30 protein-coding genes are annotated in these 23,245 nt (G+C 67.9%); 13 read left to right on the top strand and 17 right to left on the bottom strand.

Translation table 11 applies throughout. The features are described from left to right. Nucleotides 1-16 precede the first annotated feature (16 nt). Genes F1C58_RS15170 through F1C58_RS15195 form a run of 6 tightly spaced genes read right to left on the bottom strand, consistent with a single transcriptional unit; the run spans nt 17 to nt 3,334 of the window. A complete protein-coding gene (locus tag F1C58_RS15170) occupies nt 17-619 on the bottom strand; it encodes a MerR family transcriptional regulator (RefSeq protein ID WP_219731991.1) in 603 nt (200 codons plus the stop codon). A gap of 35 nt (nt 620-654) precedes the next feature. Further along, a complete protein-coding gene (locus F1C58_RS15175; protein WP_185201874.1) occupies nt 655-1,092 on the bottom strand; it encodes a hypothetical protein in 438 nt (145 codons plus the stop codon). Next, nucleotides 1,089-1,487 carry a sterol carrier family protein gene (locus tag F1C58_RS15180; protein ID WP_185201875.1) on the bottom strand — a complete coding sequence of 133 codons (399 nt, stop codon included), beginning with the start codon at nt 1,485-1,487 and terminating at the stop codon, nt 1,089-1,091. Before F1C58_RS15180 ends, F1C58_RS15175 begins: the two co-directional genes overlap by 4 nt. Before the next feature lie 30 nt (nt 1,488-1,517). After that, on the bottom strand, nt 1,518-2,006 hold the full coding sequence (locus tag F1C58_RS15185) for a nucleoside deaminase (RefSeq protein ID WP_185201876.1): 489 nt from the start codon (nt 2,004-2,006) through the stop codon (nt 1,518-1,520). Between the two features lie 20 nt (nt 2,007-2,026). Continuing rightward, on the bottom strand, nt 2,027-2,908 hold the full coding sequence (locus F1C58_RS15190; protein WP_185201877.1) for an EamA family transporter: 882 nt from the start codon (nt 2,906-2,908) through the stop codon (nt 2,027-2,029). A 33-nt stretch (nt 2,909-2,941) separates the two neighbouring features. Then, nucleotides 2,942-3,334 (bottom strand): DUF2256 and DUF3253 domain-containing protein, encoded by a 393-nt coding sequence (locus tag F1C58_RS15195; RefSeq protein ID WP_185201878.1) that lies wholly within the window; start codon nt 3,332-3,334, stop codon nt 2,942-2,944. A gap of 70 nt (nt 3,335-3,404) precedes the next feature. Between F1C58_RS15195 and purD the strand changes: the two genes are divergently transcribed. From purD to F1C58_RS15225, 6 genes are all read left to right on the top strand, one after another. Next, nucleotides 3,405-4,655, top strand: a complete 1,251-nt coding sequence (gene purD, locus F1C58_RS15200; protein WP_185201879.1) for a phosphoribosylamine--glycine ligase — start codon at nt 3,405-3,407, stop codon at nt 4,653-4,655. A gap of 129 nt (nt 4,656-4,784) precedes the next feature. Beyond that, the gene (locus F1C58_RS15205) at nt 4,785-5,693 is read left to right on the top strand and encodes a phosphoribosylaminoimidazolesuccinocarboxamide synthase (protein ID WP_185201880.1); all 909 of its coding nucleotides are present in this window, start codon (nt 4,785-4,787) and stop codon (nt 5,691-5,693) included. Next, complete coding sequence (locus tag F1C58_RS15210; RefSeq protein ID WP_185201881.1) at nt 5,690-6,184, top strand: GNAT family N-acetyltransferase; 495 nt, start codon at nt 5,690-5,692, stop codon at nt 6,182-6,184. The genes F1C58_RS15205 and F1C58_RS15210 overlap by 4 nt, the downstream gene beginning before the upstream one ends. Continuing rightward, complete coding sequence (locus F1C58_RS15215; RefSeq protein ID WP_185201882.1) at nt 6,181-6,579, top strand: hypothetical protein; 399 nt, start codon at nt 6,181-6,183, stop codon at nt 6,577-6,579. The genes F1C58_RS15210 and F1C58_RS15215 overlap by 4 nt, the downstream gene beginning before the upstream one ends. Nucleotides 6,580-6,637: 58 nt before the next feature. After that, nucleotides 6,638-7,105: a DUF1003 domain-containing protein gene (locus F1C58_RS15220; protein ID WP_185201883.1), complete on the top strand. Its 468-nt coding sequence runs from the start codon at nt 6,638-6,640 to the stop codon at nt 7,103-7,105. A gap of 73 nt (nt 7,106-7,178) precedes the next feature. Then, a complete protein-coding gene (locus F1C58_RS15225; RefSeq protein WP_255461152.1) occupies nt 7,179-8,048 on the top strand; it encodes a VOC family protein in 870 nt (289 codons plus the stop codon). A 4-nt stretch (nt 8,049-8,052) separates the two neighbouring features. On the opposite strand, the gene F1C58_RS15230 is transcribed toward F1C58_RS15225, so the two are convergent. The 4 genes from F1C58_RS15230 to F1C58_RS15245 all read right to left on the bottom strand — a co-directional run bounded on the left by F1C58_RS15230 (nt 8,053) and on the right by F1C58_RS15245 (nt 11,085). Further along, nucleotides 8,053-8,901 (bottom strand): anti-sigma factor domain-containing protein, encoded by an 849-nt coding sequence (locus F1C58_RS15230; RefSeq protein ID WP_185201884.1) that lies wholly within the window; start codon nt 8,899-8,901, stop codon nt 8,053-8,055. Next, nucleotides 8,894-9,451, bottom strand: coding sequence for a sigma-70 family RNA polymerase sigma factor (locus tag F1C58_RS15235; RefSeq protein WP_255461153.1), 558 nt, complete (start codon nt 9,449-9,451; stop codon nt 8,894-8,896). The genes F1C58_RS15230 and F1C58_RS15235 overlap by 8 nt, the downstream gene beginning before the upstream one ends. A 109-nt stretch (nt 9,452-9,560) precedes the next feature. Beyond that, nucleotides 9,561-10,214, bottom strand: coding sequence for a class F sortase (locus F1C58_RS15240; protein ID WP_255461390.1), 654 nt, complete (start codon nt 10,212-10,214; stop codon nt 9,561-9,563). Between the two features lie 34 nt (nt 10,215-10,248). After that, nucleotides 10,249-11,085, bottom strand: coding sequence for a DUF4397 domain-containing protein (locus F1C58_RS15245; RefSeq protein ID WP_370543672.1), 837 nt, complete (start codon nt 11,083-11,085; stop codon nt 10,249-10,251). Nucleotides 11,086-11,222: 137 nt separating this feature from the next. Between F1C58_RS15245 and F1C58_RS15250 the strand changes: the two genes are divergently transcribed. Next, a complete protein-coding gene (locus F1C58_RS15250; RefSeq protein ID WP_255461391.1) occupies nt 11,223-11,987 on the top strand; it encodes an SGNH/GDSL hydrolase family protein in 765 nt (254 codons plus the stop codon). Here F1C58_RS15250 and F1C58_RS15255 read toward each other — a convergent pair. Continuing rightward, nucleotides 11,973-13,100 (bottom strand): AI-2E family transporter, encoded by a 1,128-nt coding sequence (locus F1C58_RS15255; protein ID WP_185201888.1) that lies wholly within the window; start codon nt 13,098-13,100, stop codon nt 11,973-11,975. The genes F1C58_RS15250 and F1C58_RS15255 overlap by 15 nt on opposite strands. Before the next feature lie 114 nt (nt 13,101-13,214). Here F1C58_RS15255 and purS point away from each other — a divergent pair, with 114 nt between their 5' ends. Together purS and purQ are read left to right on the top strand one after the other, a co-directional pair. After that, complete coding sequence (purS, locus tag F1C58_RS15260; protein WP_185201889.1) at nt 13,215-13,475, top strand: phosphoribosylformylglycinamidine synthase subunit PurS; 261 nt, start codon at nt 13,215-13,217, stop codon at nt 13,473-13,475. Further along, complete coding sequence (gene purQ / locus F1C58_RS15265) at nt 13,472-14,170, top strand: phosphoribosylformylglycinamidine synthase subunit PurQ (RefSeq protein ID WP_185201890.1); 699 nt, start codon at nt 13,472-13,474, stop codon at nt 14,168-14,170. Before purS ends, purQ begins: the two co-directional genes overlap by 4 nt. Before the next feature lie 5 nt (nt 14,171-14,175). Here the strand turns inward: purQ and F1C58_RS15270 are convergent, their stop codons facing one another. Continuing rightward, nucleotides 14,176-15,336 carry a mechanosensitive ion channel family protein gene (locus F1C58_RS15270; RefSeq protein ID WP_185201891.1) on the bottom strand — a complete coding sequence of 387 codons (1,161 nt, stop codon included), beginning with the start codon at nt 15,334-15,336 and terminating at the stop codon, nt 14,176-14,178. Between the two features lie 97 nt (nt 15,337-15,433). Between F1C58_RS15270 and F1C58_RS15275 the strand changes: the two genes are divergently transcribed. Continuing rightward, nucleotides 15,434-15,811, top strand: a complete 378-nt coding sequence (locus F1C58_RS15275; protein ID WP_185201892.1) for a hypothetical protein — start codon at nt 15,434-15,436, stop codon at nt 15,809-15,811. 68 nt (nt 15,812-15,879) lie between these two features. Continuing rightward, nucleotides 15,880-18,183 carry a phosphoribosylformylglycinamidine synthase subunit PurL gene (gene purL / locus F1C58_RS15280; protein ID WP_185201893.1) on the top strand — a complete coding sequence of 768 codons (2,304 nt, stop codon included), beginning with the start codon at nt 15,880-15,882 and terminating at the stop codon, nt 18,181-18,183. Nucleotides 18,184-18,750: 567 nt separating this feature from the next. Here purL and F1C58_RS15285 read toward each other — a convergent pair. Beyond that, the gene (locus F1C58_RS15285) at nt 18,751-18,918 is read right to left on the bottom strand and encodes a hypothetical protein (RefSeq protein ID WP_185201894.1); all 168 of its coding nucleotides are present in this window, start codon (nt 18,916-18,918) and stop codon (nt 18,751-18,753) included. Nucleotides 18,919-19,023: 105 nt separating this feature from the next. Here F1C58_RS15285 and F1C58_RS15290 point away from each other — a divergent pair, with 105 nt between their 5' ends. Beyond that, a complete protein-coding gene (locus F1C58_RS15290; protein ID WP_185201895.1) occupies nt 19,024-19,611 on the top strand; it encodes a hypothetical protein in 588 nt (195 codons plus the stop codon). 486 nt (nt 19,612-20,097) lie between these two features. Here the strand turns inward: F1C58_RS15290 and F1C58_RS15295 are convergent, their stop codons facing one another. The 4 genes from F1C58_RS15295 to F1C58_RS15310 all read right to left on the bottom strand — a co-directional run bounded on the left by F1C58_RS15295 (nt 20,098) and on the right by F1C58_RS15310 (nt 22,546). Next, nucleotides 20,098-21,015, bottom strand: a complete 918-nt coding sequence (locus F1C58_RS15295) for an SDR family NAD(P)-dependent oxidoreductase (RefSeq protein ID WP_185201896.1) — start codon at nt 21,013-21,015, stop codon at nt 20,098-20,100. Continuing rightward, nucleotides 21,012-21,332: a chorismate mutase gene (locus F1C58_RS15300; protein ID WP_185201897.1), complete on the bottom strand. Its 321-nt coding sequence runs from the start codon at nt 21,330-21,332 to the stop codon at nt 21,012-21,014. The genes F1C58_RS15295 and F1C58_RS15300 overlap by 4 nt, the downstream gene beginning before the upstream one ends. A gap of 47 nt (nt 21,333-21,379) precedes the next feature. After that, complete coding sequence (locus tag F1C58_RS15305; RefSeq protein ID WP_185201898.1) at nt 21,380-21,799, bottom strand: organic hydroperoxide resistance protein; 420 nt, start codon at nt 21,797-21,799, stop codon at nt 21,380-21,382. Between the two features lie 99 nt (nt 21,800-21,898). Beyond that, on the bottom strand, nt 21,899-22,546 hold the full coding sequence (locus F1C58_RS15310; RefSeq protein ID WP_185201899.1) for a GNAT family N-acetyltransferase: 648 nt from the start codon (nt 22,544-22,546) through the stop codon (nt 21,899-21,901). 72 nt (nt 22,547-22,618) lie between these two features. Here F1C58_RS15310 and F1C58_RS15315 point away from each other — a divergent pair, with 72 nt between their 5' ends. After that, nucleotides 22,619-23,227 carry a maleylpyruvate isomerase family mycothiol-dependent enzyme gene (locus F1C58_RS15315; RefSeq protein WP_185201900.1) on the top strand — a complete coding sequence of 203 codons (609 nt, stop codon included), beginning with the start codon at nt 22,619-22,621 and terminating at the stop codon, nt 23,225-23,227. Nucleotides 23,228-23,245 lie beyond the last annotated feature (18 nt).

Below are 23,245 nucleotides of genomic sequence, written 5' to 3' on the forward strand. Positions count from 1 at the left end.
GGTGGTCGGTTCTCCTTCAGGAATAGCGCTCGGATGTGACGTGCTCCTGGGCCGCACGACGCAGTCCGGAGATCAGGGCGTCGCCGAGCACGGTGCCGACGACGACGGTCTCTGCCTTGGCGGCGCGGCCCTCCCGCGACTCGATCTCGTCGAGGTCGGCGGCGGCGATGAGCAGGGCGGCCTTGGCGTACCGGGCGAACCAGCCCCGGTCATCCGTCTGCCCGAGACCGCGGAAGACGGAGAGTACTCGTGCGGCGGAGAGGCGCCCGGGGTTGGTGGGTGACACGCGCCAGCCGGTGAGGAGCTCATCGATATCGGTGAGCGACACGGGATCGACATCCTCCGGTGCCACCGCCGCCGAGACTGTGCACTGAGCCACCTCGAAGACCTCGGGAAGCGAGGCTTCCGAGTCGATGGCGTCGATCACGCTGCGAGCGGATGCCACGCTGAGCCCGCCAACCTCGATGAGGGCTCGGATCAGGCGAAGCCGATCCAGGTGGACAGCCCCGTAGCGCGCCTGGTTGGCCGTCTCGCTCTCTCCCGCCGGAAGGAGCTTCTCGCGCAGGTAGTACTTGATCGTCGCCACCGGGATACCGCTGGTGGTGCTGAGCTCGGCCATTCGCATACGGATAGTGTAGCTATCCGATAGTGAAACTATCTAGTGGCAGTTTCCTCTGGAGCGGGCGGAGATTCCGGAGCCTCGGCGCTCTCCGGTTCGTCGTCGAACGGCAGCGGGTCAACCATCGTGCGCTCGGCCAGCACGGTGCGGGCACGACGCGTGAGCCCGACGTCGAGCAGGATCGCGACCACAGCCCCGAGCACCACCCCGATGGGCACCCCGAAGAGAAGGAAGTAACCGAAGAGGGCACCGAACCCCACCTGCGGATCCGAGGGGAACGACGCCGTCAGGATGAATGTGGCGACGGCTCCGAGCCCCGCCCCGATGATGAGGAAGCGAGAGTAGCGCGGAATCCGCCTCACTGTGACCTCGGTCTCCTCGGTGGACTGTGAGGGCTCGGTGGACTGTGAGGGCTCGTTCTCCGCGGTTCGCGGCACCGCTTCCGGCTCGGGCTGCGGCTCGGATGGGGTCATGCCTCTATTGTCCCTGACGCTTCCGGGGTATCCGCCCCATCCCAGAGGAGTGGCAGGTAGGCGGAGAGGTCTGCACGGGAGCCGGAGGCGGCGATGCGACCGTGCTCGAGGGCGTGATCCCAGGCGGTTCCGCCGGTCGCGATGGCGAGCCAGGTGAGCGCGTCGGTCTCGACCACGTTCGGCGGGGTGCCTCGGGTGTGGCCCGGACCCTCGATGCACTGCACCGCACCGAAGGGCGGAACCCGCACCTCGACGGAGTTGCCCGGAGCGCCATCGGCCAGCACCTGCAGCAGGTAACGCACCGCCGTGGCTTCGGTCTCCCGGTCGGCGACCGTCGCGAGCGCTCGCTCCACGGCCTCGCGGCCGGCGTCATCAGTGATGCGTGCTTTGGCCATGGTTCTACGGTAGTGGCGACGTGGGGTCGGTCAGCCCCACATGCCGTCGTGCACCTCGACGGCCCCGTCGATCTCGACCGGACCAAGCACCTCGATGGAGCCGGTACCGCGGGCGAAGACCTCCCGACTGGGGAGGTCGAGGCTGCGCGATTCTGCCCTGGGCGATCCGGATGCCTCGGCGACCAGTTCGACGAGGGCGCTGCCGGACAGCGCGTAGACCATGCGGCCGACGCCCGCCCAGTAGATCGCTCCTGCGCACATCGCGCACGGCTCGGTGCTGGTGTACAACGTGCTCGACGCGAGCACGCCCGCACCAAGGGCGGCCGACGACCGCACGAGATTGGTCTCGGCATGGCCGGTCGGATCGTTCGTCGTCGTCACCGAGTTCATCGCCTCGACGACGGTACCGTCCCGCGTGACGAGCACGGCGCCGAACGGATGATCGCCCCGGGCTCGGGCGTCGCGAGCGAGCTGCACGGCGCGCGCCAGATGGTCGAGGTCGGTCGGCGAAGCATCCATCTGCCGAATGTAGCGCCCTCTCAGTCCACCGGGAAGGCGGGCGCGCGCGGTCGCCAGCTGAGCACCGCGGCCGCGAGTCCGCCGAGCATGATCGCCCCGCCGACGAGCTCGGTGCCGGCCGGTCTCTCGCCGAAGACCGCCCAGGCGGCCAGGATGCCGATCACCGGCACCAGCAGAGTGAACGGCACCACGGCACTCGTCGGATAGCGCGCGAGCAGGGAGTTCCAGATCGTGTAGGCCACGAGCGATGCGGCCACCGCGGTGTACAGGGTGCTGAGGATGGCGATCAAAGAGAGGTGGGCGAGCGCGAATCCGACCGCCTGCGGGCCGTCGACCACCAGGGAGAGCGCGAGGGAGGGGATCGGCACCACCAGCCCCGACCAGACGACGAGCGAGAGACCTGATGCCGCCCGCGCCCGCCTCGACAGCACGTTGCCGATGGCCCAGGAGAGCGCCGCGAGCAGGGTGATCACGAGCGGCAGCCACGGCGCCGCATAGGTATGGCCGATCACCACGACCGCGAGGCCGACCATGCCGATCAGGATGCCGACGAGCTGGCGTCGGGTGGGGTGCTCTCGCAGCAGCAGGGAGGAGACGACCACCGAGAACACGATCTGCGTCTGCAGGAGCAGGGAGGCGAGGCCCGGTGGCATCCCGAGCGAGAGGGCCAGGTACAGCAGGGTGAACTGGCCGAGACTCAGGAACGCGCCGATCAACAGGATGTTGCGCCAGCCGATCGCCGGAGGACGGATGAAGAAGACGGCCGGGATCGCCACGAGCACGAAGCGCATCGCCAGGAAGAGCAGCGGCGGCACGTCGGTGAGACCGAGGTCGATGGCGACGAAGTTGACCCCCCAGATCACCACGACAAGCAGCGCGAGGAGGGTGTGGCGGGGAGTCATCCGACCAGCTTGGCAGCAACGGAGGACCTCCCTTCACCGTCGCCGGAGCTGGAGCGGTCCCTTCGCCGTCGAGGCGTCGACCATCGATCCGGACTGCAGGATGTCTATCTGCCCCGCCGCACTCAGCCGTCGCGCCGCCCGGCGGGCAGGCTCCGCGAGCTGCTGCCAGTCCTCGCCACCGACCTCGCGGGCAGCGTCGGAGTCGAGGATGGTGGCACCGGTCGGGCGCTGGGCCAGCAGTGCGAGGATCGCTGCCTCGAGCATCCGATCGCCCTCGGTCACTCCTCGGCGTCGGCAGGCATCGGAGCAGTACTTCACCGCGTCCCAGTCGCGGGCCCACTTGGCCCGCCATTGGATGCGACGGCCGCACGCCACGCAGGTCTTGTCTGCTGGCGCCGCGCCTTCTGCTCTCTGCCGGTGGGCCATCGCCCCAGTCTGCCCGGCGTTGCTCCGAGCGGGATCAATGGACACCGTGCCGGGTGGGTACGCTTGCCCAGTGAGAATCCTCGTCCTCGGTTCCGGTGCTCGCGAGCATGCCATCATCACCGCCCTTCTTCGTGAAGACGTCGATCACGAGATCATCGCGGCGCCCGGCAACGCCGGCATCGCCGCGGAGGTGCCGGTGATCGCCCTCGACCCCGCGAACCCCGCCGTCGTCACCGAATTCGCCCTCGAGAACGACATCGAACTCGTGATCATCGGACCGGAGGCCCCCCTGGTCGCCGGCGTCGCGGATCGACTTCGCCAGCGCGGCATCGCCGTCTTCGGACCGGGCAAGGCCGCCGCCCAGCTCGAGGGGAGCAAGACCTTCGCGAAACGCATCATGGATGTCGCGGGAGTGCCCACCGGACGTGCGACCCGCGCCGGCAGCCTCGACGAGGCCATCGCCGCGATCGACGCATTCGGGGCGCCCTACGTCGTGAAGGCGGACGGTCTCGCGGCGGGCAAAGGAGTGCTGGTCACGACCGACAGGGATGCTGCCGTCGCCCACGCCGGCTACTGGATCGGGCAGGGCAGCGTGCTCGTCGAGGAGTTCCTCGACGGCCAGGAGGTCTCGCTCTTCCTGCTCAGCGACGGGCACAACGTGCTTCCACTCGAACCGGCCCAGGACTACAAGCGGCTCTCGGACAACGATGAGGGCCCGAACACCGGCGGCATGGGCGCCTACTCGCCCCTCCCCTGGCTGCCGGCCGGATTCGTCGACGAAGTCATCGACACCATCGCCCTGCCGACGGTGCGCACTCTGGCCGAGGAGCAGACGCCCTTCATCGGGCTGCTCTACTGCGGGCTCATCCTCACCGCGGACGGCACCCGCGTCATCGAGTTCAACGCGCGCTTCGGTGACCCGGAGACCCAGGTCGTGCTCCCGCGCCTCATCACCCCGCTCAGCGGCCTCCTGTTCGGCGCGGCGAGCGGAGAACTCGGGGGAATGCCGCGCCCGGAGTTCTCCGACGACGTCGCCGTGACCGTCGTGCTCGCCAGCGAGGGCTACCCGGAGACTCCTCTCACGGGCCGCATCATCACGGGTGTCGACACCGCGCTGGCGATCCACGGGGTGACGGTGGCGCATGCGGCGACTGCCCTCTCCGGCGGCGACCTGGTCGCGACCGGCGGTCGGGTGCTCAGCGTCGTCGCGACCGGCGGCGATTTCGGCGAGGCCCGGTCCCGTGCCTATCTCGCGCTCGAGGCGATCGACCTCGAGGGCGGCCAGTACCGCACCGACATCGCGCAGCGGGTCGCCGAATAGGCCCCTCCGCCCTCACCTGGTCTTTCATCATTCAGGAACGTACGTGGCACGAGGTTCTGGAGAGGCTGATGGGGTCCCGCACGCCGTCATCCGAACCATCCGCCCCGCCCCTTCCTGAATAATGAGGGGGTGAACGCAATCGACCTGACCACGGATGGCTGGACGCACGCCTATTCGGGCAAGGTGCGCGACCTCTACATCGAGACGGGAACGGCGGATCTCGCCAGCGCCCGACGCGTGCTGATGGTCGCCAGCGACCGGGTGAGCGCGTTCGACCACGTGCTCTCCCCCGGCATCCCCGGCAAGGGCGAACTGCTCACGACCCTGAGCCTCTGGTGGTTCGACCGCCTCGTCGGAGTGCCGAACCACCTCGTCGCAGACCACGAGCTGCGCGGTGATGAAGTGCGAGACCTGATTCCGGATGCCGTCGCCGGCCGGTCGATGCTCGCCCGCACCCTCGACATGTTCCCCATCGAATGCGTGGTGCGCGGATACCTCGTCGGCTCCGGCTGGCTGGAGTACCAGGAGCGCCAGACGGTGTGCGGCATCGCCCTGCCTTCCGGCCTCGCCAACGGGGATCGCCTGCCTGAGCCGATCTACACTCCCGCGTGGAAGGCTCCGATGGGCGAACACGACGAGAACATCCCCTTCGAGCGCACGATCGAGCTGGTGGGAGCAGACATCGCGACGGTACTGCGTGATCTCAGCCTCGACGTCTTCACGCGGGCATCCGCCATCGCGGAGTCGCGCGGGGTGATCCTCGCCGACACTAAGTTCGAGTTCGGGGCCAATCGCGACTCCGGTGTCATCACCCTCGCCGACGAGGTGCTGACGAGCGACAGCTCACGTTACTGGGATGCCGAGACCTACGCCGGCGGCGGAGCGGGACGGCTCGCAAGCTTCGACAAGCAGATCGTGCGCAACTGGCTGAGCGCGCACTGGGACCAGACGGGCACACCGCCGTCGCTTCCGCCCGAGATCGTGGCACAGACCGCCGCCCGCTATCGGGAGTTGATCGAGAGGCTCACCGGCTCATGATCGTGCGCCGGGTGCCCTGGTCTGACGCGGGGGCGACGACTCTTCGCGAGGCCCAGCGGGTGGAGATCGAGGCGCGCTACGGCACTCCCGATTCCGAGCCCGGACCCGCTCCGAGTGCCGACGACATCACCGCGTTCTTCGTGGCCTATGACGATCGAAATGCTCCGGTGGGGTGTGGCGGGCTGCGCGAACTGCCAGGCAACGAAGCGGAAGTGAAGCGGATGTTCGTGCTGCCGGAGCACCGCGGCACCGGAGTCTCGCGGGCGATCCTCTTCGAATTAGAACTGTTCGGTCGCGAAAGGGGATGGTCGCGCCTCGTGCTCGAGACGGGCGACCGGCAACCCGACGCCGTGCGGTTCTATGAGCGGGAGGGATTCACCCGCATCCCGAACTTCGCCTACTACGCCGACTCGGCGCATTCGCTCTGTTACGAGAAGCCCCTCTTCGCCGTCGATCCGGCCGCCGAGATCTCCTGCGAGGGGCGCCAGTGATTCCCGCCTCCTGGGAGCCTCGGCACCGGGCAGACGGGGAACTCGTGGGCTATCTCGTTGCCGCCGGTGACGGCGTCGTCGCGACCAGCCTGATCGGGCTGGCCCTCGCCGGCGCCACGTCGCGGGAGGCGGCGATCGACCTGCTCGACACGAGTGGGCTCGCCGTGCTCGACCGCCCATACTATGCACGGCTGCCGAATCCGGTGCCGCTCGGCGGGGTCGATGCCGGTGCGCCAGCCGCCGATTGGACCTGGCGAAGGGTGGTCATCGTCGAATCGAGTGCCACCCGGGTATCGATCCGGCCGGCGATGGCCTACCCGGAGGAGCTGAGATCGCTCGTGGTGATCGAACCCCCGGTCACCGGCACGCTGCGGGAGCGGCATCCGGAGGAGTAATTCACGGCTCGTGCATCGAGTCGATCGCTGGCGGGGCCGGCAGTGCTTACAGTCAGACATGACCGTTCACGCGCCCGATCGCCCGCACATCGTTCCCCGACGCCTCCTCGCGGATGGCCGGGAGCATCATCCCTCGGTTCTCGCCGAGGCGAGGCGACGGGCCGGCAGCCTGCAACTCCGGGTGGCGGATGCGATCACCGCGTTCGCCGGGTCGATGCGGTTCGTCTATGTGCACGTGGCGCTGTTCGCCCTCTGGATGCTGTTCTTCGAGAAGAGCCCGTGGCCCACGCTGACGCTCGTGGTATCGCTCGAGGCGATCTTCCTGTCGACCTTCGTGATGATCGGGCAGAACCGCCAGGCCGCGTTCCAGCAGGTGAAGGCCGATCACGACTTCAGTTCGACGGAGCAGGAGCTGCACGACAACACCACGCTCACCCGCCAGATCGCGGATCTCACCGCCAAGATCGAGCAGCTGACCAGCGAGATCCACACGGAGGTGGTGGGGAAGGGGACTCGTGGTTCGTGAGAGGGCTCGACCGGCGAAGGCTCGGCGCGGGATCTAGCGGAATAGTTGTCGCATCAACTAAGTTGGAACGGACATGACAACGACAGACCTTCTCGCCGCCGACACCTCGATGGGCACGGTGACCCTCCTCGTCGCCGACCTCGACGGGATGACTGCCTACTACCGCGACGCCGTGGCGCTCAGCGTGCTCGCCTCGACCGTCGACACCGTGACTCTCGGCCGCGGAACGACCCCGCTGATCATCCTGCGGGCCGCCCCCGAGCTAGTACAGGCGAGCCCCCGCGACGCGGGCCTCTTCCACACGGCCATCCTCTTCGATTCGGAGGCCGCACTCGCGGCATCCGTCTACTCGGTGGCGACGAAGGCGCCGGGCACCTTCACGGGCAGCTCCGATCACCTGGTGAGCAAGGCCTTCTACTTCACCGACCCGGAGGGCAACGGGGTGGAGCTCTACTGGGACCGGGACCGCGCCGAGTGGGGTTGGGTGCACGGCCAGGTCGAGATGTCCACGCTGTTCCTCGATCCGAACGCGTTTCTGCAGGAGCACCTGACAACGGAAGCGGTGGAGGCCCCGAATTTCGGCGAGGCGGTCGTGGGGCATGTTCACCTCGCGGTCGGGGATATCGATTCCGCACGCGAGTTCTACGTGAACCGGCTCGGCTTCGAACAGACCATCATGTACGGCGACTCCGCGCTCTTCGTGAGTGCGGGCGGCTACCACCACCACATGGCCATGAACACCTGGAACAGCGCGGGCGCCGGGCGACGCGGCCGCACCCTCGGACTCGGTCAGGTCGACATCGTCGTGCCCGGCCCCGACGATCTCGGATCCCTCGCAGAGCGGATGTCACACCACGGCGTCGCGACCCGTCACGACGGGCACACCCTCAGCTTCGACGACCCCTGGGCGAACGTGATCCACGTGACCGCGGCATCCGCCTAGCCTCCTAGAGGGTGCCGCGCACGATCGAGTCTCCCGAGTGTGCCGGGTTGCCGTCCGGCTTCTCGCTCGAGACATCCACGATCGGATAATCGGCCAATTTCACATCGGCGGGGATCGTGAATCTGCCTTCCGTGCCAGCGAGCACCCCCACGCTGATCAGCTTGCTGAGGTCGCTGGAGATGAGCCACACCTCGCGGTAACCGGGCGCGGTCCGTGGCTCCGAGAGAGTGACGACGACCTGCCGTCCGGAGCCCGTCTGCTCGACCACGGCCTCACCGGAGGCGCCGGTCCAATCGGGGAGGGCCTCGAGACGCGCCTCGGCAAGCACCGTCGGCTGCGGCGCCTCCGACTTCGGTGCCAGCACTGTCGTCGCAACGAGAATCGCTCCGGCCGACACGACCACCGCAAGCGCCCCCGCGAGCACGGGAACGACCAGCCGGTTTCGGCCACGATGGCTGCGGCGAGCGCGGCCGGACGAGCGGGAGGCAATGGGCAGAACGGGTTGTGGCTCAAAAGAAACGGGAGTCTCCGAGGATTCGGCCTCCGATTCCTCAGCACTCCCGAAGGCCGCAGCGCTCGCGAACGGAGCGGGCATCACCTCGGTGGCGAGGCCGAGCGTGCGGCTGATGGATCCCCAGACCGCCGGTCCCGGCGCATCGAGCGGATGCTCGAGAGGCGAGCCGGACCGGGCGAGGTTCGCCACCCGCACGAGACTGTTCAGCTCGTCGAGGCACTCGGGGCATTCCTGCACGTGGAGCTCGTCGGCGAGCGGGATATCGGGCTCGCCCATGGCCATCATGGCCAGGATGTCGGGATCGCTGTGTCCGGCATCCGGAACCGCACTGTCATTCATCGTCGCTCACCTCCAATCTGGTTCGTAGCCGGTCGAGACTTCGACGGATATGACTTTTCACCGTGCCGAGCGGCAGGCCGAGCCGTTCGGCGATCTGCGTGTGTGTGAGCCGATCGTAAAACGCGAGTCTCATGATCTGCCTCGGTATCTCCGGCAGGTCGGCGAGGGCGTCCGCCACCACGAGTCGCTCGGCGAGATCGTCGGGCCAGTCCGTGACCTCCCTGTCGAGACTCTGGATGAGGGCCTCGCGATCACGACGATCGCGCGCCCGCCGCTCGTGCGCATCCGCGATCGTGTTCTTGGTGATGCCCACCAGCCAGGCTGACAGGCGCGCGCGTTCGGGATCGAAGCTCGCCCGTCCGAGCCAGGCGGCGACGAAGACGCGCTGGGTCACATCTTCGGCGTCGGCGACATTGGCGAGCGAGCGCATCGACATTCCGTAGACCAACCGCGCCCATCTCTCGTAGACGGTCGCGAGGGCCCGTTCATCACCGGCCTGGAAGCTCGCGACGAGAGAGGACTCGTCGTGGTTCTGGAGCAACTCGGACACGGGGATCCTGACGGCGGCCGGCGAGGGGTGATCGCCGGGAGAAGGGGTTCTGTTGTCGTTCAACCTAGCCTCACCCGCCCGCGGAGTGAATATCTCGGATAGCAGATCGTCAATTGCCCGCGGGGGCCGCGGTGACCGGGGTCGCCGTCACGATGACGTTGTCGAGGTAGTGCCCGGTCTTCGAGTTGAAGACGCCGCCACAGGTCACCAGGGTGAGACGCGGCGCGCCACTGGTATCGAAGACCTCGGCCATCGGGGCGTCGATCTTTCCTACCTGCCGCAACTCGGTCACGGTGTAGGCAACCGTCGAGCCATCCTCGCCCAGCAGCGTGATGGCGTCTCCCGCTGTCGCATTCTTGAGCTTGCTGAATGGTCCGATGCCGTCGTGCCACGAATCGATGTGAGCTGCAATCACGGTCGCGCCATGGCTCGCTGCGAGTCCGGGACTATAGCGATACCACCCCGCGTCCGCGGCGTTGGCCGGAAGAGCCATGGCGCCCTTGGCGTCGACCCCTTCGGCGGTCACGGTCATATCGATGCCCAGCCTGTCGAAGCGGATGCGCACAGGCGCGACGACGGAGGCGACCGAGACGCTGCCGAGTGAGGCATCCGACTTCGGGATGTCGGGAGCCGTCGGCCGCGGGCTCGGCATCGCCGACACTGTCGGTTTGGCCACGGGTGCGGGTGCTGCCGTGCAACCGGCGAGCACGGGAAGGGCCAGGCAGAGCGCCGATGCGGCGCCGATACCGGCCCTTCCCGTCATTCTCACTGCAGGTTCCTCTTCAGGCGCTGCGCCATCAGGCGCGCGACCCGACCTTCCTGCGAGCGACTACCAGCACAGCGGCGGCGGCGAGGAGCAACCCGAATGCTCCGAGGCCGATCGTCGAAAGGGTCTGTGCCGATTCGGCGCGTGCTGCCGCGCCGGTCTCACCGGCGGGGACGCCCGCCGGCGGGGTGTGCAGTCCGGTGATGGTCTGCACGGCGAGGGCGAGTGTGCTGTCCGCAGCACTGCCGTAGGCGTAGACGATGGTGTTCACGCCCTCCTGGATGGCGACATCAGCCGGTCCGATGAGCACGGGAGTCGTCGTTCCCGCCGCCACGACGGAGGCCGAGACCGTGGTCGGAGCGAGGTTGAGGATCTGCTCGTTCGGGTTTGTCAACCCACTGACAACGGGCGACCCGCCCGCGAGCACGTCCACGGCCGGGGCGGCGGCGACATGACGCACGGTGAGGCGGCCCTGGCCCGCCGCGGTCTTGGAGATGTCATTCGTGAACAGGGTGGCGGTGGGGGTGCCGGTTGCCGAGAGGTGCGCGACGGCGGTGTAGTTGCCACCGTCTGCGAGCGGCAGGTCGACCGGGCCGATGACGACGGCATCCGTCGCGGAGGTCGCGGTAGACGAGGTGATCGCGACCGAATAGGTGCCGGGGGCGAGACTGAGGGGGCCGGCGAGCGTGCCTGGGGTGAAGTCGTCGAGGGTGAGGGCCCCGTTCACCCAGACGTCGACGGTGACTCCGGGGACACCGTGCAGCACGGAGAGCTGGGCGTTCGTGGCGGCCGAGGCCGGAAGCGGCGCCGCGAGTGCGACGAGAAGGAATGCACCGGCAGCGCCGCCGGCCATGATTCGAGTTTTCACGTGTCTGCTCCAATTCGCGAGCATGCTGGTCATGCTCTTATCGGGTACTACCGGCGCAAAGACCCGATCGGATGCACCCGGCGCGAAAAAAGTTCTGGCAATTCGCCCGGTGCCCGCAGCCTAAAATCACTGGAGTGATGAATCTCCGCCCGAACCTCCTCAGCCGGGCCGCCGCCATACCCCTCGCCCCGGTGCTGCTCGTGCAGGCGCGACGGGCGCGTGCGAGCATCCCGCGCCTGCCGGATGCGGCCCTTCCCTGGAGCGGCTCGCTGCCCGGCGCCGACCTGATCCGTCTTCTCGTGCTCGGCGACTCCACGGCGGCCGGGGTCGGGGCCGACAGCCAGAGCGAGGCATTGCCGGGCAGCCTCGCCCACGAATTCGGTGACCGCTTCGACCGCGGGACCAGTTGGACGGCCATCGGCGAGAACGGAGCGACCTCCCGCGACATCCTCGATCGCTTCATCGACGACGCCACGGCAGCCACCTACGACGTCGTCTTTCTCACCATCGGCGCCAATGACGCCCTCGGCCTGCGCTCCCGCCGCGCCTTCGCCCAGGATGTGCGGGAGATCGTGCGCCGGCTTCTCGCCGTGAACCCGGATGCACTGCTCCTGGTCTCGCTGATGCCCCGGTTCGACCGCTTCCGCAGTCTCCAGAGCCCCTTGCGCTGGAACCTCGCCCTCCATGCGGCGAGCCTCGACGATGCGGCGCGCGCCGCCGTGCGCGGCCTCGACCGGGTGTTCGCCCTGCCGAAGCCGCCGCCGTACACCCCGACGTTCTGGGCGACGGACCTCTTCCACCCCGGCCCCTCCGGATACCGGGAATGGGCGGAGTTCGTGCTCGACTCTGTGCCGCTCAGCCTGCTCGCGCCGCTGCGGCGCAGGCACTCACGCCGCGGCTGAGGCTCGCTTCGCGGTGTCGACACCGGGGACCGGCGTGATCGGATCATTCCAGCGCTTGATGATCGCCCACGCCACCGCGGCAGCGGGCACCGAGATCAGGGTGCCGAAGATTCCGCCGAGGATCGTGCCGGCGGTGAGCGCAAGCAACACCACGAGTCCGTGCAACTTCAGCGACTTGCCCATCACGAACGGCGAGAGGAAGTTGCCCTCGATCTGCTGCACCGCGATCACGACGATCGCGACCACGATCGCGGCGGTGAGGCCGTTAGTCACGAGCGTGACGAGGGCGGCGATGATGCCCGTCGCCGTCGCACCGACAAGCGGGATGAATGCACCGATGAACACGAGGATCGCCAACGGGATCGCCAACGGCACCTGCAGGATCAGCATGGCGACCCCGATGAACACCGAGTCGACCAGCGCGATGATCGCGGTGCCCCGCACATACCCCCCGAGGGTCTCCACCGCGCTGTCGCCGGCCCGGCGCAGTTTGGCGTGCATGACGGGCTGGAACGGCCGGATGAGGAAGGCCCAGATCATCGGCCCGTCCTTCATGAAATAGAAGAGCACGATCACCGTGAGCACAGCGCCGGTGACGAGCTCGGCCGCTGTCGATACCCCGGCGAGCGCGCCGGAGCCGAACTGGGCACTCGTGACGAAATCGACCAGTGTCTTCTGCACGTCGCTGATCTGCTTCGCGTCGATGTTGAGCGGTCCGTTCTGCACGAAATCGGCGATGGTGTTGATGCCGGAGCTCACCGACTTCTGCAGAGTGGAGAACTGCGACTGCACCTGGAAGACCGCGATGGTGATCACCCCACCGAACACGACCACCCCCGCAAGCAGCGAGATGATCGCGGCGAGCACCCGCGGCATGTGCTTCTCGAGCACTCTGACCACCGGTCGGAACGCGGATGCCACGATCAGGGCGAGAAGCACCGGCACCACCACGAGCTGCAGCTGGGTCGCCGCGAAGACGATGAGCACCACGATCGACAGCACAAGCAGCGCTTGTCCGCAACGCTGGGCGATGCGCCCGAAGGTGTCGCTCCAGACCGCTGAAGAGGTGCGCAGGTCGGGCACGGGCACGGTGATTGGCTTCTTGGTGAACATGGATCGAGCGTACCGATGGCCCACCGATCCGGCGTGGGGCTTGCGCGAAGGGTCCCGGCATGCACTCCGATAGACTGGAGACATCCACCCATAGGCGAACTCCTGGAGTGACTTGTGCCCGTAATCGTCGTCGAGGTCATGCCGAAGCCCGAACTTCTCGACCCTCAGGGCAAGGCCGTCGCCGGTGCTCTTCATCGCCTCGGTCGGTCCGGTGTCGCCGGCGTGCGCATCGGCAAGCGTTTCGAGGTCACTGTCGACGAGGTCACGGATGCGGTACTCGCCGAGGTCACGACGTTGGCGAACGACATGTTCTCCAACTCCGTCATCGAAGATGTCGTCTCGATCTCCGTCGAGTCACCCTCCGCCACGTCATGACCAGCATCGGCGTCATCACCTTCCCCGGTTCGCTCGACGACCGGGATGCCCAGCGCGCTGTGCGACTGGCCGGAGCCACTCCGGTCGCCCTCTGGCACGGCTCCCACTCGCTCGAGGGCGTCGACGCGATCGTGCTGCCGGGTGGCTTCAGCTACGGCGATTACTTGCGCTGCGGCGCCATCGCCTCCCTCTCGCCGATCATGGCGGAGGTCATCGATGCGGCGGGCAAGGGGATGCCGGTTCTGGGCATCTGCAACGGATTCCAGATGCTCACCGAGGCGCACCTGCTCGAGGGCGGCTTGATCCGCAACGATCATGGCAGCTTCATCTGCCGCGACCAGAAACTGCGGGTAGAGAACACCGCCACCGCCTGGACCAATGAGTTCGAATCCGGGGCCGAGATCACCATCCCGCTGAAAAACGGGGAAGGCGGCTTCATCGCCGATGCGGAGACCATCGCCCGGCTCGAAGGCGAAGGGCGGGTGGTCTTCCGCTACCTGGACGTCAACCCCAACGGCTCACTCGACGACATCGCCGGCATCACGAACGCCCGCGGAAACGTCGTCGGCCTGATGCCGCATCCTGAGCACGCGACCGAAGAAGGATTCGGCCCCGATACCGCTCTCGCGATGCGCAACGGAACCGACGGGCTCACCGTCTTCACGAGCGCGATCGCGGCACTCATCTCGGCCTGAGTTTCTCAGGTGTGATCCGGATCGATGACCGGCATCGTGCCGGTGAACTGGCTCGCCCGCTCCTCGGCCTCGCGAGTGCCGGTGAAGAGTCCGATCGGCTCGGTCGACGGTGCACCCTCTCTCGGCCGGGATGCCGGGTCGACGGACTGGATGCGCGTGCGCGGCAGTGCCGCGATATCCGTCTCGTGCAGCCACTGGACCAGCTGTTCGCGCACGTGGCAGCGCAGATCGAAGAGGGTGGGCGCGTCCACCGCCGAGACCAGGACGCGGAAGCGCACGAAGCCACCGACCGCATCCGTCACCTGCAGCACCCCGGTGCGACCGTCCCACAGCGGCGACTCGGCCAGGATCGCCTCGAGCCGTTCGCGCATCTCTGATGGGCTCGCCTGCCAGTCGAGGTCGAACTCGACAGAGCCGAGCAGCTCACTGGAGTGTCTCGTCCAGTTCTCGAACGGAGTGTTGGTGAAATAGGTGGAGGGGAGCACGAGACGCCGATCGTCCCAGATGTGGACCACCACATAGGTGAGCGTGATCTCCTCGATCCGCCCCCACTCGGTCTCGGCGATCACCACGTCATCCACCCGGATGGCATCGCTGAAGGCGAGCTGGATTCCGGCGAATACATTGGCGAGGGTCGACTGCGCGGCGAGACCGGCAACGATCGAAACGACTCCCGCGGAGGCGAGGACGCTCGCCCCGACCGCCTGCACCCCGGGGAAGGTGAGCAGTATCGACGCGATTCCGATGATCACGATGATCACACTCGCCAGACGACGCACGATGGCGATCTGGGTCTGGGCTCGACGGGCACGCTTGTTGTCCGCGACATCCGTGCGGTATCTGCCGGTGGCGAGGCCGAGCCCGAAACTCACCAGGGCTGCCGCGAGCCAGGTGCCCGCGGCGATCGTGGCGATGAGGAATGCGTGGTCGACGGTGGTGAGCGGCACCGCCACCGGCAGGGTGAGATGAACGGCGATCCAGAGTGCGACCACCAGGAGGAACACGCGATACGGCATCCGCGCCCGCAGGATGAGCGCCCGTGCCCAGCTCTCGCGCCGTGCGGTGAGCCGCGCGGCCACCGAAGTGACCACCACCACCACGAGCACGGCGACGAGGGCGATGACCACGGCGATGCCGAGTCCGATCCACGATTTCCAGTCCGACATGACGCCAAGAGTAGGCGGTTTTTGCTCCACGGCAACGGCGAGAATCACCCGCGAGTGGGGGCTGCCGTTCACGGGCGGGGGCCTTTAATGTGAGCGGATGGCCACCAGCCTCACCATCCTCCTTCGCCTCGTCGCCGCCCTCAACGACCCCGAGGAGCCCTACCGTTTCGAGGTGCAGGGCGAGACGATCGTCGGAACCTGGGATGTCAGGCGCGCCGCCGTCGAGGATGTCCCCGACTTGGGCACCGTGGATTGGGACTACCGCCTCAGCGTGCGGCTCGACGAGAACAAGAGCACCTACGAATTCACCGAACACCGCGGCGCGGGCGTGGTCACCGCGACCCGGGCCGCCCCCGCGCCGGTACACAGCCACTCCTACCCCACCAGCCGCATCACCGACCCCCTCTTCACCTTCCTCGAGGGCAACGGCTACTCCCGAAAGAAGGCTTTCCTCCGCCGGTTGCTCAGCCGCTGAATCGCGACCCTCCGCGCCGGTAGAATTGGGGCTTCCGGCACGCCCTCGATCCAGGAGTCTTTGCGCCCGTGAGCACCCCACCAGTTTCCCTCCCCGACACCGTTTCGAACGCCGCAGCCACCCCCGACCGGGAGCAGCCCTACGCGGCCCTCGGCCTGAAGCCCGACGAATACGCGAGCATCCGCGAGATCCTCGGTCGCCGCCCCACCAGCGGTGAACTCGCGATGTACTCGGTCATGTGGAGCGAGCACTGCTCCTACAAGTCCTCGAAGATGTACCTGCGCCAGTTCGGTGACAAGACGACACCGAAGATGCGCGAGAACCTCATGGTGGGCATGGGCGAGAACGCGGGCGTCGTGGATGTCGGCCAGGGCTGGGCCGTGACCTTCAAGATCGAGAGCCACAACCATCCGTCGTACATCGAGCCGTTCCAGGGTGCTGCCACCGGCGTCGGCGGAATCGTGCGCGACATCATCTCGATGGGCGCCCGACCGGTCGCGGTCATGGATGCCCTGCGCTTCGGTGCGATCGACGACCCGGACACCGCGAGAGTCGTGCACGGTGTTGTCGCCGGCATCTCGTTCTACGGCAACTGTCTCGGACTCCCCAACATCGGTGGCGAGACCTGGTTCGACTCCGTCTACCAAGCCAATCCCCTGGTGAATGCGTTGGCCGTCGGTGTGCTTCGCCATGAAGACCTGCACCTCGCGAATGCGCGGGGCGTCGGCAACAAGGTCGTGTTGTTCGGAGCCCGTACCGGCGGGGACGGCATCGGCGGGGCATCCATCCTGGCCTCCGATTCGTTCTCTGCGGGCGGTCCGACCAAGCGCCCCGCCGTGCAGGTGGGCGACCCCTTCGCCGAGAAGGTGCTCATCGAGTGCTGCCTCGAGCTGTTCCAGCAGGAGCTCGTCGAAGGCATCCAGGACCTCGGGGCCGCCGGCATCAGCTGCGCGACCTCGGAGCTCGCCTCCAATGGCGACGGCGGCATGTTCATCGAGCTCGAGAAGGTGCTTCTGCGGGACCCGACTCTCACCGCAGAGGAGATCCTCATGTCGGAGTCGCAGGAGCGCATGATGGCCATCGTGACGCCCGAGAAGCTGGATGGATTTCTCGCCGTCACCGCGAAGTGGGATGTGGAGACCTCTGTGCTCGGTGAGGTCACCGACACCGGGCGCCTCATCATCAACTGGCACGGCGAGGAGATTGTCAACGTGCTGCCACGCACCGTCGCGGTCGATGGCCCGGTGTACGAGCGCCCCGTCGCCTACCCGAGCTGGATCGATGCACTGCAGGCCGATTCCGCGTCGTCGCTGCGGCGCGCGACATCCCCCGCCGAGCTCCGCGAACAGGCGATCGCCCTGCTCGGCAGCGGCAACCTCGCCTCGAAGGACTGGATCACCAACCAGTACGACCGCTATGTGATGGGCAACACGGCGCTGTCGTTCCCGGATGACGGCGGCATGGTGCGCGTCGACGAGGAGACCGGGCTCGGGTTCGCCGTCGCCACCGACGCCAACGGGCGCTACGCCTACCTCGATCCTTACCAGGGCGCGCAGCTCGCCCTCGCCGAGGCCTTCCGCAACGTGGCCGTCACTGGCGCGACCCCGGTGGCCGTCTCCGACTGTCTCAACTTCGGCTCGCCGGAAAACCCCGAGGTGATGTGGCAGTTCTCGAAGGCGGTCGAGGGACTGGCCGACGGATGCCTCGAGCTCGAGATCCCCGTCACGGGCGGCAACGTCTCGTTCTACAACCAGACCGGGGACGTGCCGATCCACCCGACTCCGGTCGTGGCCGTGCTCGGCGTGATCGACGACGTCGCCGACCGCATCCCGAGTGGCTGGCAGGACGAGGGCAACAACATCTACCTGCTCGGCACCACGCGTGACGAGCTCGACGGATCGGCGTGGGCGGGAGTCATCCACTCCCACCTCGGCGGCCATCCTCCGATCGTCGATTTCGCCGCGGAGCAGGCGCTGGCCGGGCTCATCAAGTCGGGTTCGGAGCAGAACATCATCGCCTCGGCGCACGACCTCTCCGACGGGGGCCTCATCCAGGCCGTCTCTGAGTCGGTGCTCCGCTTCGGTATCGGCGCCAGGCTCTGGATCACCGAGCTCATGGAGCGAGACGGCGTCGACGCGACGGCGGCGTTCTTCAGCGAGTCGGGTGCCCGGGCGATCGTCTCGGTTCCGCGTGAAGACGACGTGCGCTTCATCGGTCTCTGCGAGGGGCGCGGCGTGCCCGCATTGCGCGTCGGAGTGACGGATGGCACGGGCCTCGAGGTGCAGGACCAGTTCGCCCTCACGCTCGAGGAGCTGCGCGCCACTCACCGCGGCACCCTCGCGGAGCACTTCGGGCCTGTCGTCGGGTACTGAGTTCTGGGGCGCTGAGTGGCTGCGCCGGTCTGCGGCGGGCGCGGTGCTGGGGCCGGCCCGTCGTCTCTCTCGCGGCCCACCAGCGGCGCCCTTCGTCTCTCTCGACGAACTGTCGCCGCGCACGAGCGGAGCCCTTCGCGGAACTGTCGCCGCGAACCAGCGGCGCTCGTCGTCTCTCCAGACGAACTCTCGCCGCGCACCAGCGGAGCCCCTCGGGGAACTGTCGCCAACGGCTGACTGTGCGCGCCCGGGGGATTGTTTGTGACGGTTCGGCACCGCCATGGGGGGGTCGGGTCGGGGCCGTGGAGCGGTTTCTTGGAGATCGACGGCATCTGGATGGGTCTCCCGGGGCAGAGTTTCGCCACCCGGCACAAATCGCCGAATGACCGCCGTTCCACAGCCATAACCGACGGCCGGCCAGCGGCAGGTCCCGTCCTCCCCCGTCGGGGATTGGCCGCGAAAACCCTCGGTCTGCGAGATGGAGGCCCGGGAGAGCGCTGCACAGTGCATCGTGTTCGCATGCGCCGAAATCATCCGCTTCCACCGGTTCTGGCCTCTCGGCCGTTCTCAGTGGGTGAGGCTGCCCAACTCGGTGTCGGCGCCGGGCGCCTTCGGGGCAGCGACCTCCGCCGTCCATTCCATGGCATCCGGATGCCCCATGAGCTCCCCGAGGACATCGTTGACCTTGCCGCCGCGTACGTCAGCCGGATGCCACCCGACCAGTACTTCAGTCACCGGACTGCCGCCGCACTATGGGGGCTCCGGCTATCCGCGGCCCGGGTGCCGAAATTGCTCGACGTCGCGGTCGCTTCTCCGGGCCGGGCACCAAGGCTTCGCGGTGTGCGCGGCCACGAACTGCTGCCGGGCGTGCGGATTCTCACGCTTCCGAGCGGTCTGAGGGTGAGCGATCCGGTCGAGACCTGGTGTCAACTTGCTGCGCAGCTCTCCCTAGACGAGCTGATCATCATGGGCGACGGGCTCGTGCGTCGCCAGTCCCCCTTTGCAACTCTGGCGAACCTGAATGCCGCAGTGGAGGGATGGGGCGCGAGGCGCGGGGCTCCCAACCTTCGACGAGCGCTTTCTGAGATCCGCTGCCGCACGGACTCGGCGCGCGAGACCGCTCTGCGGCTCCTGATTGTGCGGGCGGGCCTGCCGGAGCCCGGGGTGAATGTGGTGATCCGCAACAGCTTCGGAGTGGTGATCGGCCTCGGCGATCTCGTCGATCCGGAGTACCGGGTGCTGCTCGAATACGACGGGGGCCAGCATCGCTCGGACGAGCGCCAGTTCCACATCGACATTGCCCGCCTCGACGCCTTCATGGAGGAGAGGTGGCGGGTGATCCGCGTCAACAAGAGCCTGATGCAGCAGCGAGCGACTCTGCTCGGCAAGGTGCGGACCGCACTGGAGGCCGCAGGCTGGACGGGCTGACAGGGTCGAGCCACCGCGATGACCGCCGGACCGTCACGTACCGCTGCTACCCGCCCGCTTGGCGACAGTGTGTGACGGGTCGGTCGGGCGCAAGCCCGACCCGCCAGCTGCCCCCGAACGCGAACCGTCACATACTGCTGACAGCCACCCGCCAAGCGACCGTTCGCGACGGATCGCCGCACGAAAGTCTCGACCACCACCAAACCCCGGTCGCGAACCGTCACATACTGCTGACAGCCACCCGCCAAGCGACCGTTCGCGACGGATCGCCGCACGAAAGTCTCGACCACCACCAAACCCTGGCCGCGAACCGTCAGAAACTGCCGACAGACGCCCGCCAGGCGACCGATTGTGACGGATCGGTCGGGGGCGCGGGCGGGAGCCAGCGACGGTGGGAGACCGCGACGGCCGGAGACACCGACGGCAAGCCCCCGCCGACACCCCGACCGCCTAGACCTGCTAGACCTGCTAGACCAGCTAGACCACCTAGACCGCGAACCTCTGCCCGACGAGCTTCTCCGACGCGGACCAGAGGGCCGCCCCGAAGGCCGCGTTGCTGCTGGATGCGGCGGGCTTCTGCCGCACGGCAGGGCCGCTGAAGCCCCCACGCGGGCCCCAGTAGTCGCCGCCGACGGCATCCGGGTCCGTCGCCGCGCGAACCGCGGACCAGGCGGCACGGTCCTTTCCGCCGCCGACGAAGGGGAAGGCCCGGGCGAACATCCGGCCAGCCGCCGAGGGATTCGTCACCCCGGCACGCTGCGGGCTGAGGCCGTCTATGCCGCTGCCCGGATGCGCCACGAGCGAGGTGACGGATCCGCGCGCAGCGCGCAGCCGCCGGTCGAGCTCGAACCCGAAGGACTGGGTCGCGTGCTTGGACTGGCCGTAGGCAGCGAACGGCGCGAAGGAGGATGCGCTCTGAAGGTCGGTGAGGTGCGCCTTGGTCAGGCGTGTGGCACCGCTCCCCATGGCGACCACGCGGGCGCCGGGGGTCGCGGCGAGCGTGGGGTAGAGCAGCGCGGTGAGCAGGAAATGCCCCAGGTGGTTGGTGCCGAACATCACCTCGTTGCCGTCGACGGTGGTCTCTCGCTTCTTGCTCGGCATGATCGAACCGGCGTTCTCGATGAGCGCGTCGATCCGGCGTCCGGCCAAGGCAGCCGCGGCGGACCGGACCGAGGCGTAGGAGGAGAGGTCGAGGGTCACGTGCTCGAGCTGTGCTCCCGGGGTGCGTACGTGGATCGCGGCGATGGCGGCATCCGCTTTGGCCGCGCTGCGGCAGGCGATGATGACGTGCCCGCCGGCCGCTGCGAGCTGTTCACTGATGAAGTAGCCGATTCCGGCGTTGCCCCCGGTCACGACGAAGGTCTTGCCGGCCTGGGACGGGATGGACCGCGGATCCCAGCTCATTCGGAGTGGGTGGCGATCGTGCCGGTGCTGGCGATCTGTTCGTGCTGGTGGATGACCTCCGCGATGATGAAGTTGAGGAACTTCTCGCCGAACGCGGGGTCGAGATGGGACTCGGATGCCAGCGCCTTGAGCTTCGTGATCTGCTCACGTTCCCGGCCCGGGTCGGCCGCCGGCAGGCCGCTCGACGCCTTGAGGCGCCCGACCTGCTGGGTGAACTTGAAGCGCTCGGCGAGAAGGTGCACGAGGGCGGCATCGACATTGTCGATGCTCTGGCGAAGGCTCAGGAGCTGGGCTGCGGAATCGAGAGAGTCGGGCATGGTTCGAGGCTACCGGGCATGGGTCTCGATACGCGCGCCGGCGGGCGCTAGTCGACCAGGGTCAGAGTGACCTCGATGTTGCCCCGGGTGGCGTTGGAGTACGGGCAGACCTGGTGGGCGGCATCCGCGAGTTCCTGCTGGCGGTCCGCCGGCACGTTCGGGGTGTAGATGTCGAGCTCGACCGCGAGGCCGAATCCCCCTTGCCCGTTGCTGCCGATGCCGACGCTCGCGGAGACCGAGGAGTCCGAGGTGTCGAGCTTCAGCGAGCGTCCGACGGCGTGGAGGGCGCTGAGGAAGCAGGCAGAGAATCCCGCCGCGAAGAGCTGCTCCGGGTTGGTGCCCTCACCGCTCCCGCCGAGTTCCTTCGGGGGACGGGTGTCGAAATCGAGACGGTCATCCTCGGAACGGACGTGGCCGTCGCGGCCGCCTCCGGTGGCGTGGGCGATGGCGGTGTAAGAGATTTCCATGGGGCAAGCCGACCATCCCGATCTGGGCGTTGGCCGAGTGCGGCCCTCATCCGGAGGCGCGAGCGCACAAGAGCACTGGGCGTTGGCCGAGTGCGGCCCCTACTCGGTGGCGCGAGTGCGGAAGAGCACCGGCCGGTCGCCGTGGCGCTCGAGGCGCTGCTCGAGCCCGGAGCGCACACGGGGCCAGTCGTCCACGATGATCGAGAAGACCGCGCTGTCTCGCCAGCTGCCATCCGCCCGCGGAAGGTCACGGCGCACGATGCCCTCGAAGGTCGCGCCGATGCCGCCGATCGCGGCACGGGACCGTTCGTTGAGGGCATCCGCCTGGATCTTGACGCGACCGAAACCGTGATCGAAGGCCAGGTCGAGCAACAGCAGCTTCGCCTCCGCGTTCACGGCAGTGCCCCAGACCCGCGGGTCGTAGGCGGTCCAGCCGATGTGGGTGGCTTCCCGAGTGGGCTCGAAGTCGGCGAGGGTCGTGGTGCCGACCAGTTCGCCGTCGTGCGGTCCGCCGACGAGGAACACCGCAGAGGGATTGCAGTCGTCCCAGCGGAAATAGCTCTCCGCCCACTCGATGAAACCCGCCTCGGTGTCTCGGAATCCGGCCAGACCGCCGCCGTATCCCCCGGCGAAGACGATCGGATGCCCGATCGCGAGGAACAGTGCGGGCAGATGCTCCCGGCGCAGCGGTTCGAGACGAACGAAACGCCCTTCGATGAGGCTGGGCACGGGACGGGTTGCGGTCACAGCACCCAGTCTGGCAGGAGGCGCCCGCCCGGCGCGGCCGTCACGGCTCCGCGTTAGTGAATAATTGCACGCGTGACCAACACCGCACTCTTCCTCAGTTCCGCCGACGCGTTCGTGGGCCTGCTCGGCGAGGTGCGGGATGACCAGTGGTCCGAGCCCGGACTCGGAACGTGGACTCTCCGCAGCCTCGCCGGACACACCGCCCGCGCCATCCTCACGGTGGAGAACTACCTGCTGCAGGAGGAGCCCGGCGACGTGACCATCGCCACCGCCGAGGCGTATTACACCTCCGCCTACCTCACCTTCACGGATGACGCGGCCGTCGCCGCCCGGGGAGTCGAGGCCGGAGAGTGGCTGGGCGAGCATCCGGTGGCACAGGTCTCCGCGGCGCTCGCGCGGGTGATCGCGGCGATCGAATCCCAGCCCTCGAATCGCATCGTATCGATCGGGGGGATGGGCATCCGCCTGCCCGAGTACCTGCGCACCCGAGTGTTCGAGCTCGTGGTTCACACGATCGACCTCTCCCGGGCATCCGGTATCCCCCATCGCCTTCCCGAGGCCGCGGTGGAGGATGCTGTGAAGCTCGCGGCGGCGGTGGCCACCCGACGCGGCTCTGGCGTAGACGTGCTTCTCGCGCTCACCGGCCGCAGCGCCCTGCCCGAGGGCTTCAGCGTCGTCTGAGCGAGGGACGGAGCCGGT

Source organism: Glaciihabitans sp. INWT7, assembly GCF_014217685.1.
GTDB lineage: Bacteria > Actinomycetota > Actinomycetes > Actinomycetales > Microbacteriaceae > Lacisediminihabitans.

Excerpts from the sequence above, each read along its gene's own strand:
- F1C58_RS15195 (WP_185201878.1), bottom strand. The coding sequence starts at position 3,334 with ATGGCCCACCGGCAGAGAGCAGAAGGCGCGGCGCCAGCAGACAAGACC.
- F1C58_RS15210 (WP_185201881.1), top strand. The coding sequence starts at position 5,690 with ATGATCGTGCGCCGGGTGCCCTGGTCTGACGCGGGGGCGACGACTCTT.
- F1C58_RS15295 (WP_185201896.1), bottom strand. The coding sequence starts at position 21,015 with ATGAGCTGGGATCCGCGGTCCATCCCGTCCCAGGCCGGCAAGACCTTC.
- F1C58_RS15305 (WP_185201898.1), bottom strand. The coding sequence starts at position 21,799 with ATGGAAATCTCTTACACCGCCATCGCCCACGCCACCGGAGGCGGCCGC.
- F1C58_RS15300 (WP_185201897.1), bottom strand. The coding sequence starts at position 21,332 with ATGCCCGACTCTCTCGATTCCGCAGCCCAGCTCCTGAGCCTTCGCCAG.
- F1C58_RS15220 (WP_185201883.1), top strand. The coding sequence starts at position 6,638 with ATGACCGTTCACGCGCCCGATCGCCCGCACATCGTTCCCCGACGCCTC.
- F1C58_RS15240 (WP_255461390.1), bottom strand. The coding sequence starts at position 10,214 with ATGACGGGAAGGGCCGGTATCGGCGCCGCATCGGCGCTCTGCCTGGCC.
- F1C58_RS15255 (WP_185201888.1), bottom strand. The coding sequence starts at position 13,100 with ATGTTCACCAAGAAGCCAATCACCGTGCCCGTGCCCGACCTGCGCACC.
- purQ (WP_185201890.1), top strand. The coding sequence starts at position 13,472 with ATGACCAGCATCGGCGTCATCACCTTCCCCGGTTCGCTCGACGACCGG.
- F1C58_RS15190 (WP_185201877.1), bottom strand. The coding sequence starts at position 2,908 with ATGACTCCCCGCCACACCCTCCTCGCGCTGCTTGTCGTGGTGATCTGG.
- F1C58_RS15175 (WP_185201874.1), bottom strand. The coding sequence starts at position 1,092 with ATGACCCCATCCGAGCCGCAGCCCGAGCCGGAAGCGGTGCCGCGAACC.
- F1C58_RS15225 (WP_255461152.1), top strand. The coding sequence starts at position 7,179 with ATGACAACGACAGACCTTCTCGCCGCCGACACCTCGATGGGCACGGTG.
- F1C58_RS15275 (WP_185201892.1), top strand. The coding sequence starts at position 15,434 with ATGGCCACCAGCCTCACCATCCTCCTTCGCCTCGTCGCCGCCCTCAAC.
- F1C58_RS15170 (WP_219731991.1), bottom strand. The coding sequence starts at position 619 with ATGGCCGAGCTCAGCACCACCAGCGGTATCCCGGTGGCGACGATCAAG.
- F1C58_RS15180 (WP_185201875.1), bottom strand. The coding sequence starts at position 1,487 with ATGGCCAAAGCACGCATCACTGATGACGCCGGCCGCGAGGCCGTGGAG.
- F1C58_RS15230 (WP_185201884.1), bottom strand. The coding sequence starts at position 8,901 with ATGAATGACAGTGCGGTTCCGGATGCCGGACACAGCGATCCCGACATC.
- F1C58_RS15250 (WP_255461391.1), top strand. The coding sequence starts at position 11,223 with ATGAATCTCCGCCCGAACCTCCTCAGCCGGGCCGCCGCCATACCCCTC.
- F1C58_RS15185 (WP_185201876.1), bottom strand. The coding sequence starts at position 2,006 with ATGGATGCTTCGCCGACCGACCTCGACCATCTGGCGCGCGCCGTGCAG.
- F1C58_RS15270 (WP_185201891.1), bottom strand. The coding sequence starts at position 15,336 with ATGTCGGACTGGAAATCGTGGATCGGACTCGGCATCGCCGTGGTCATC.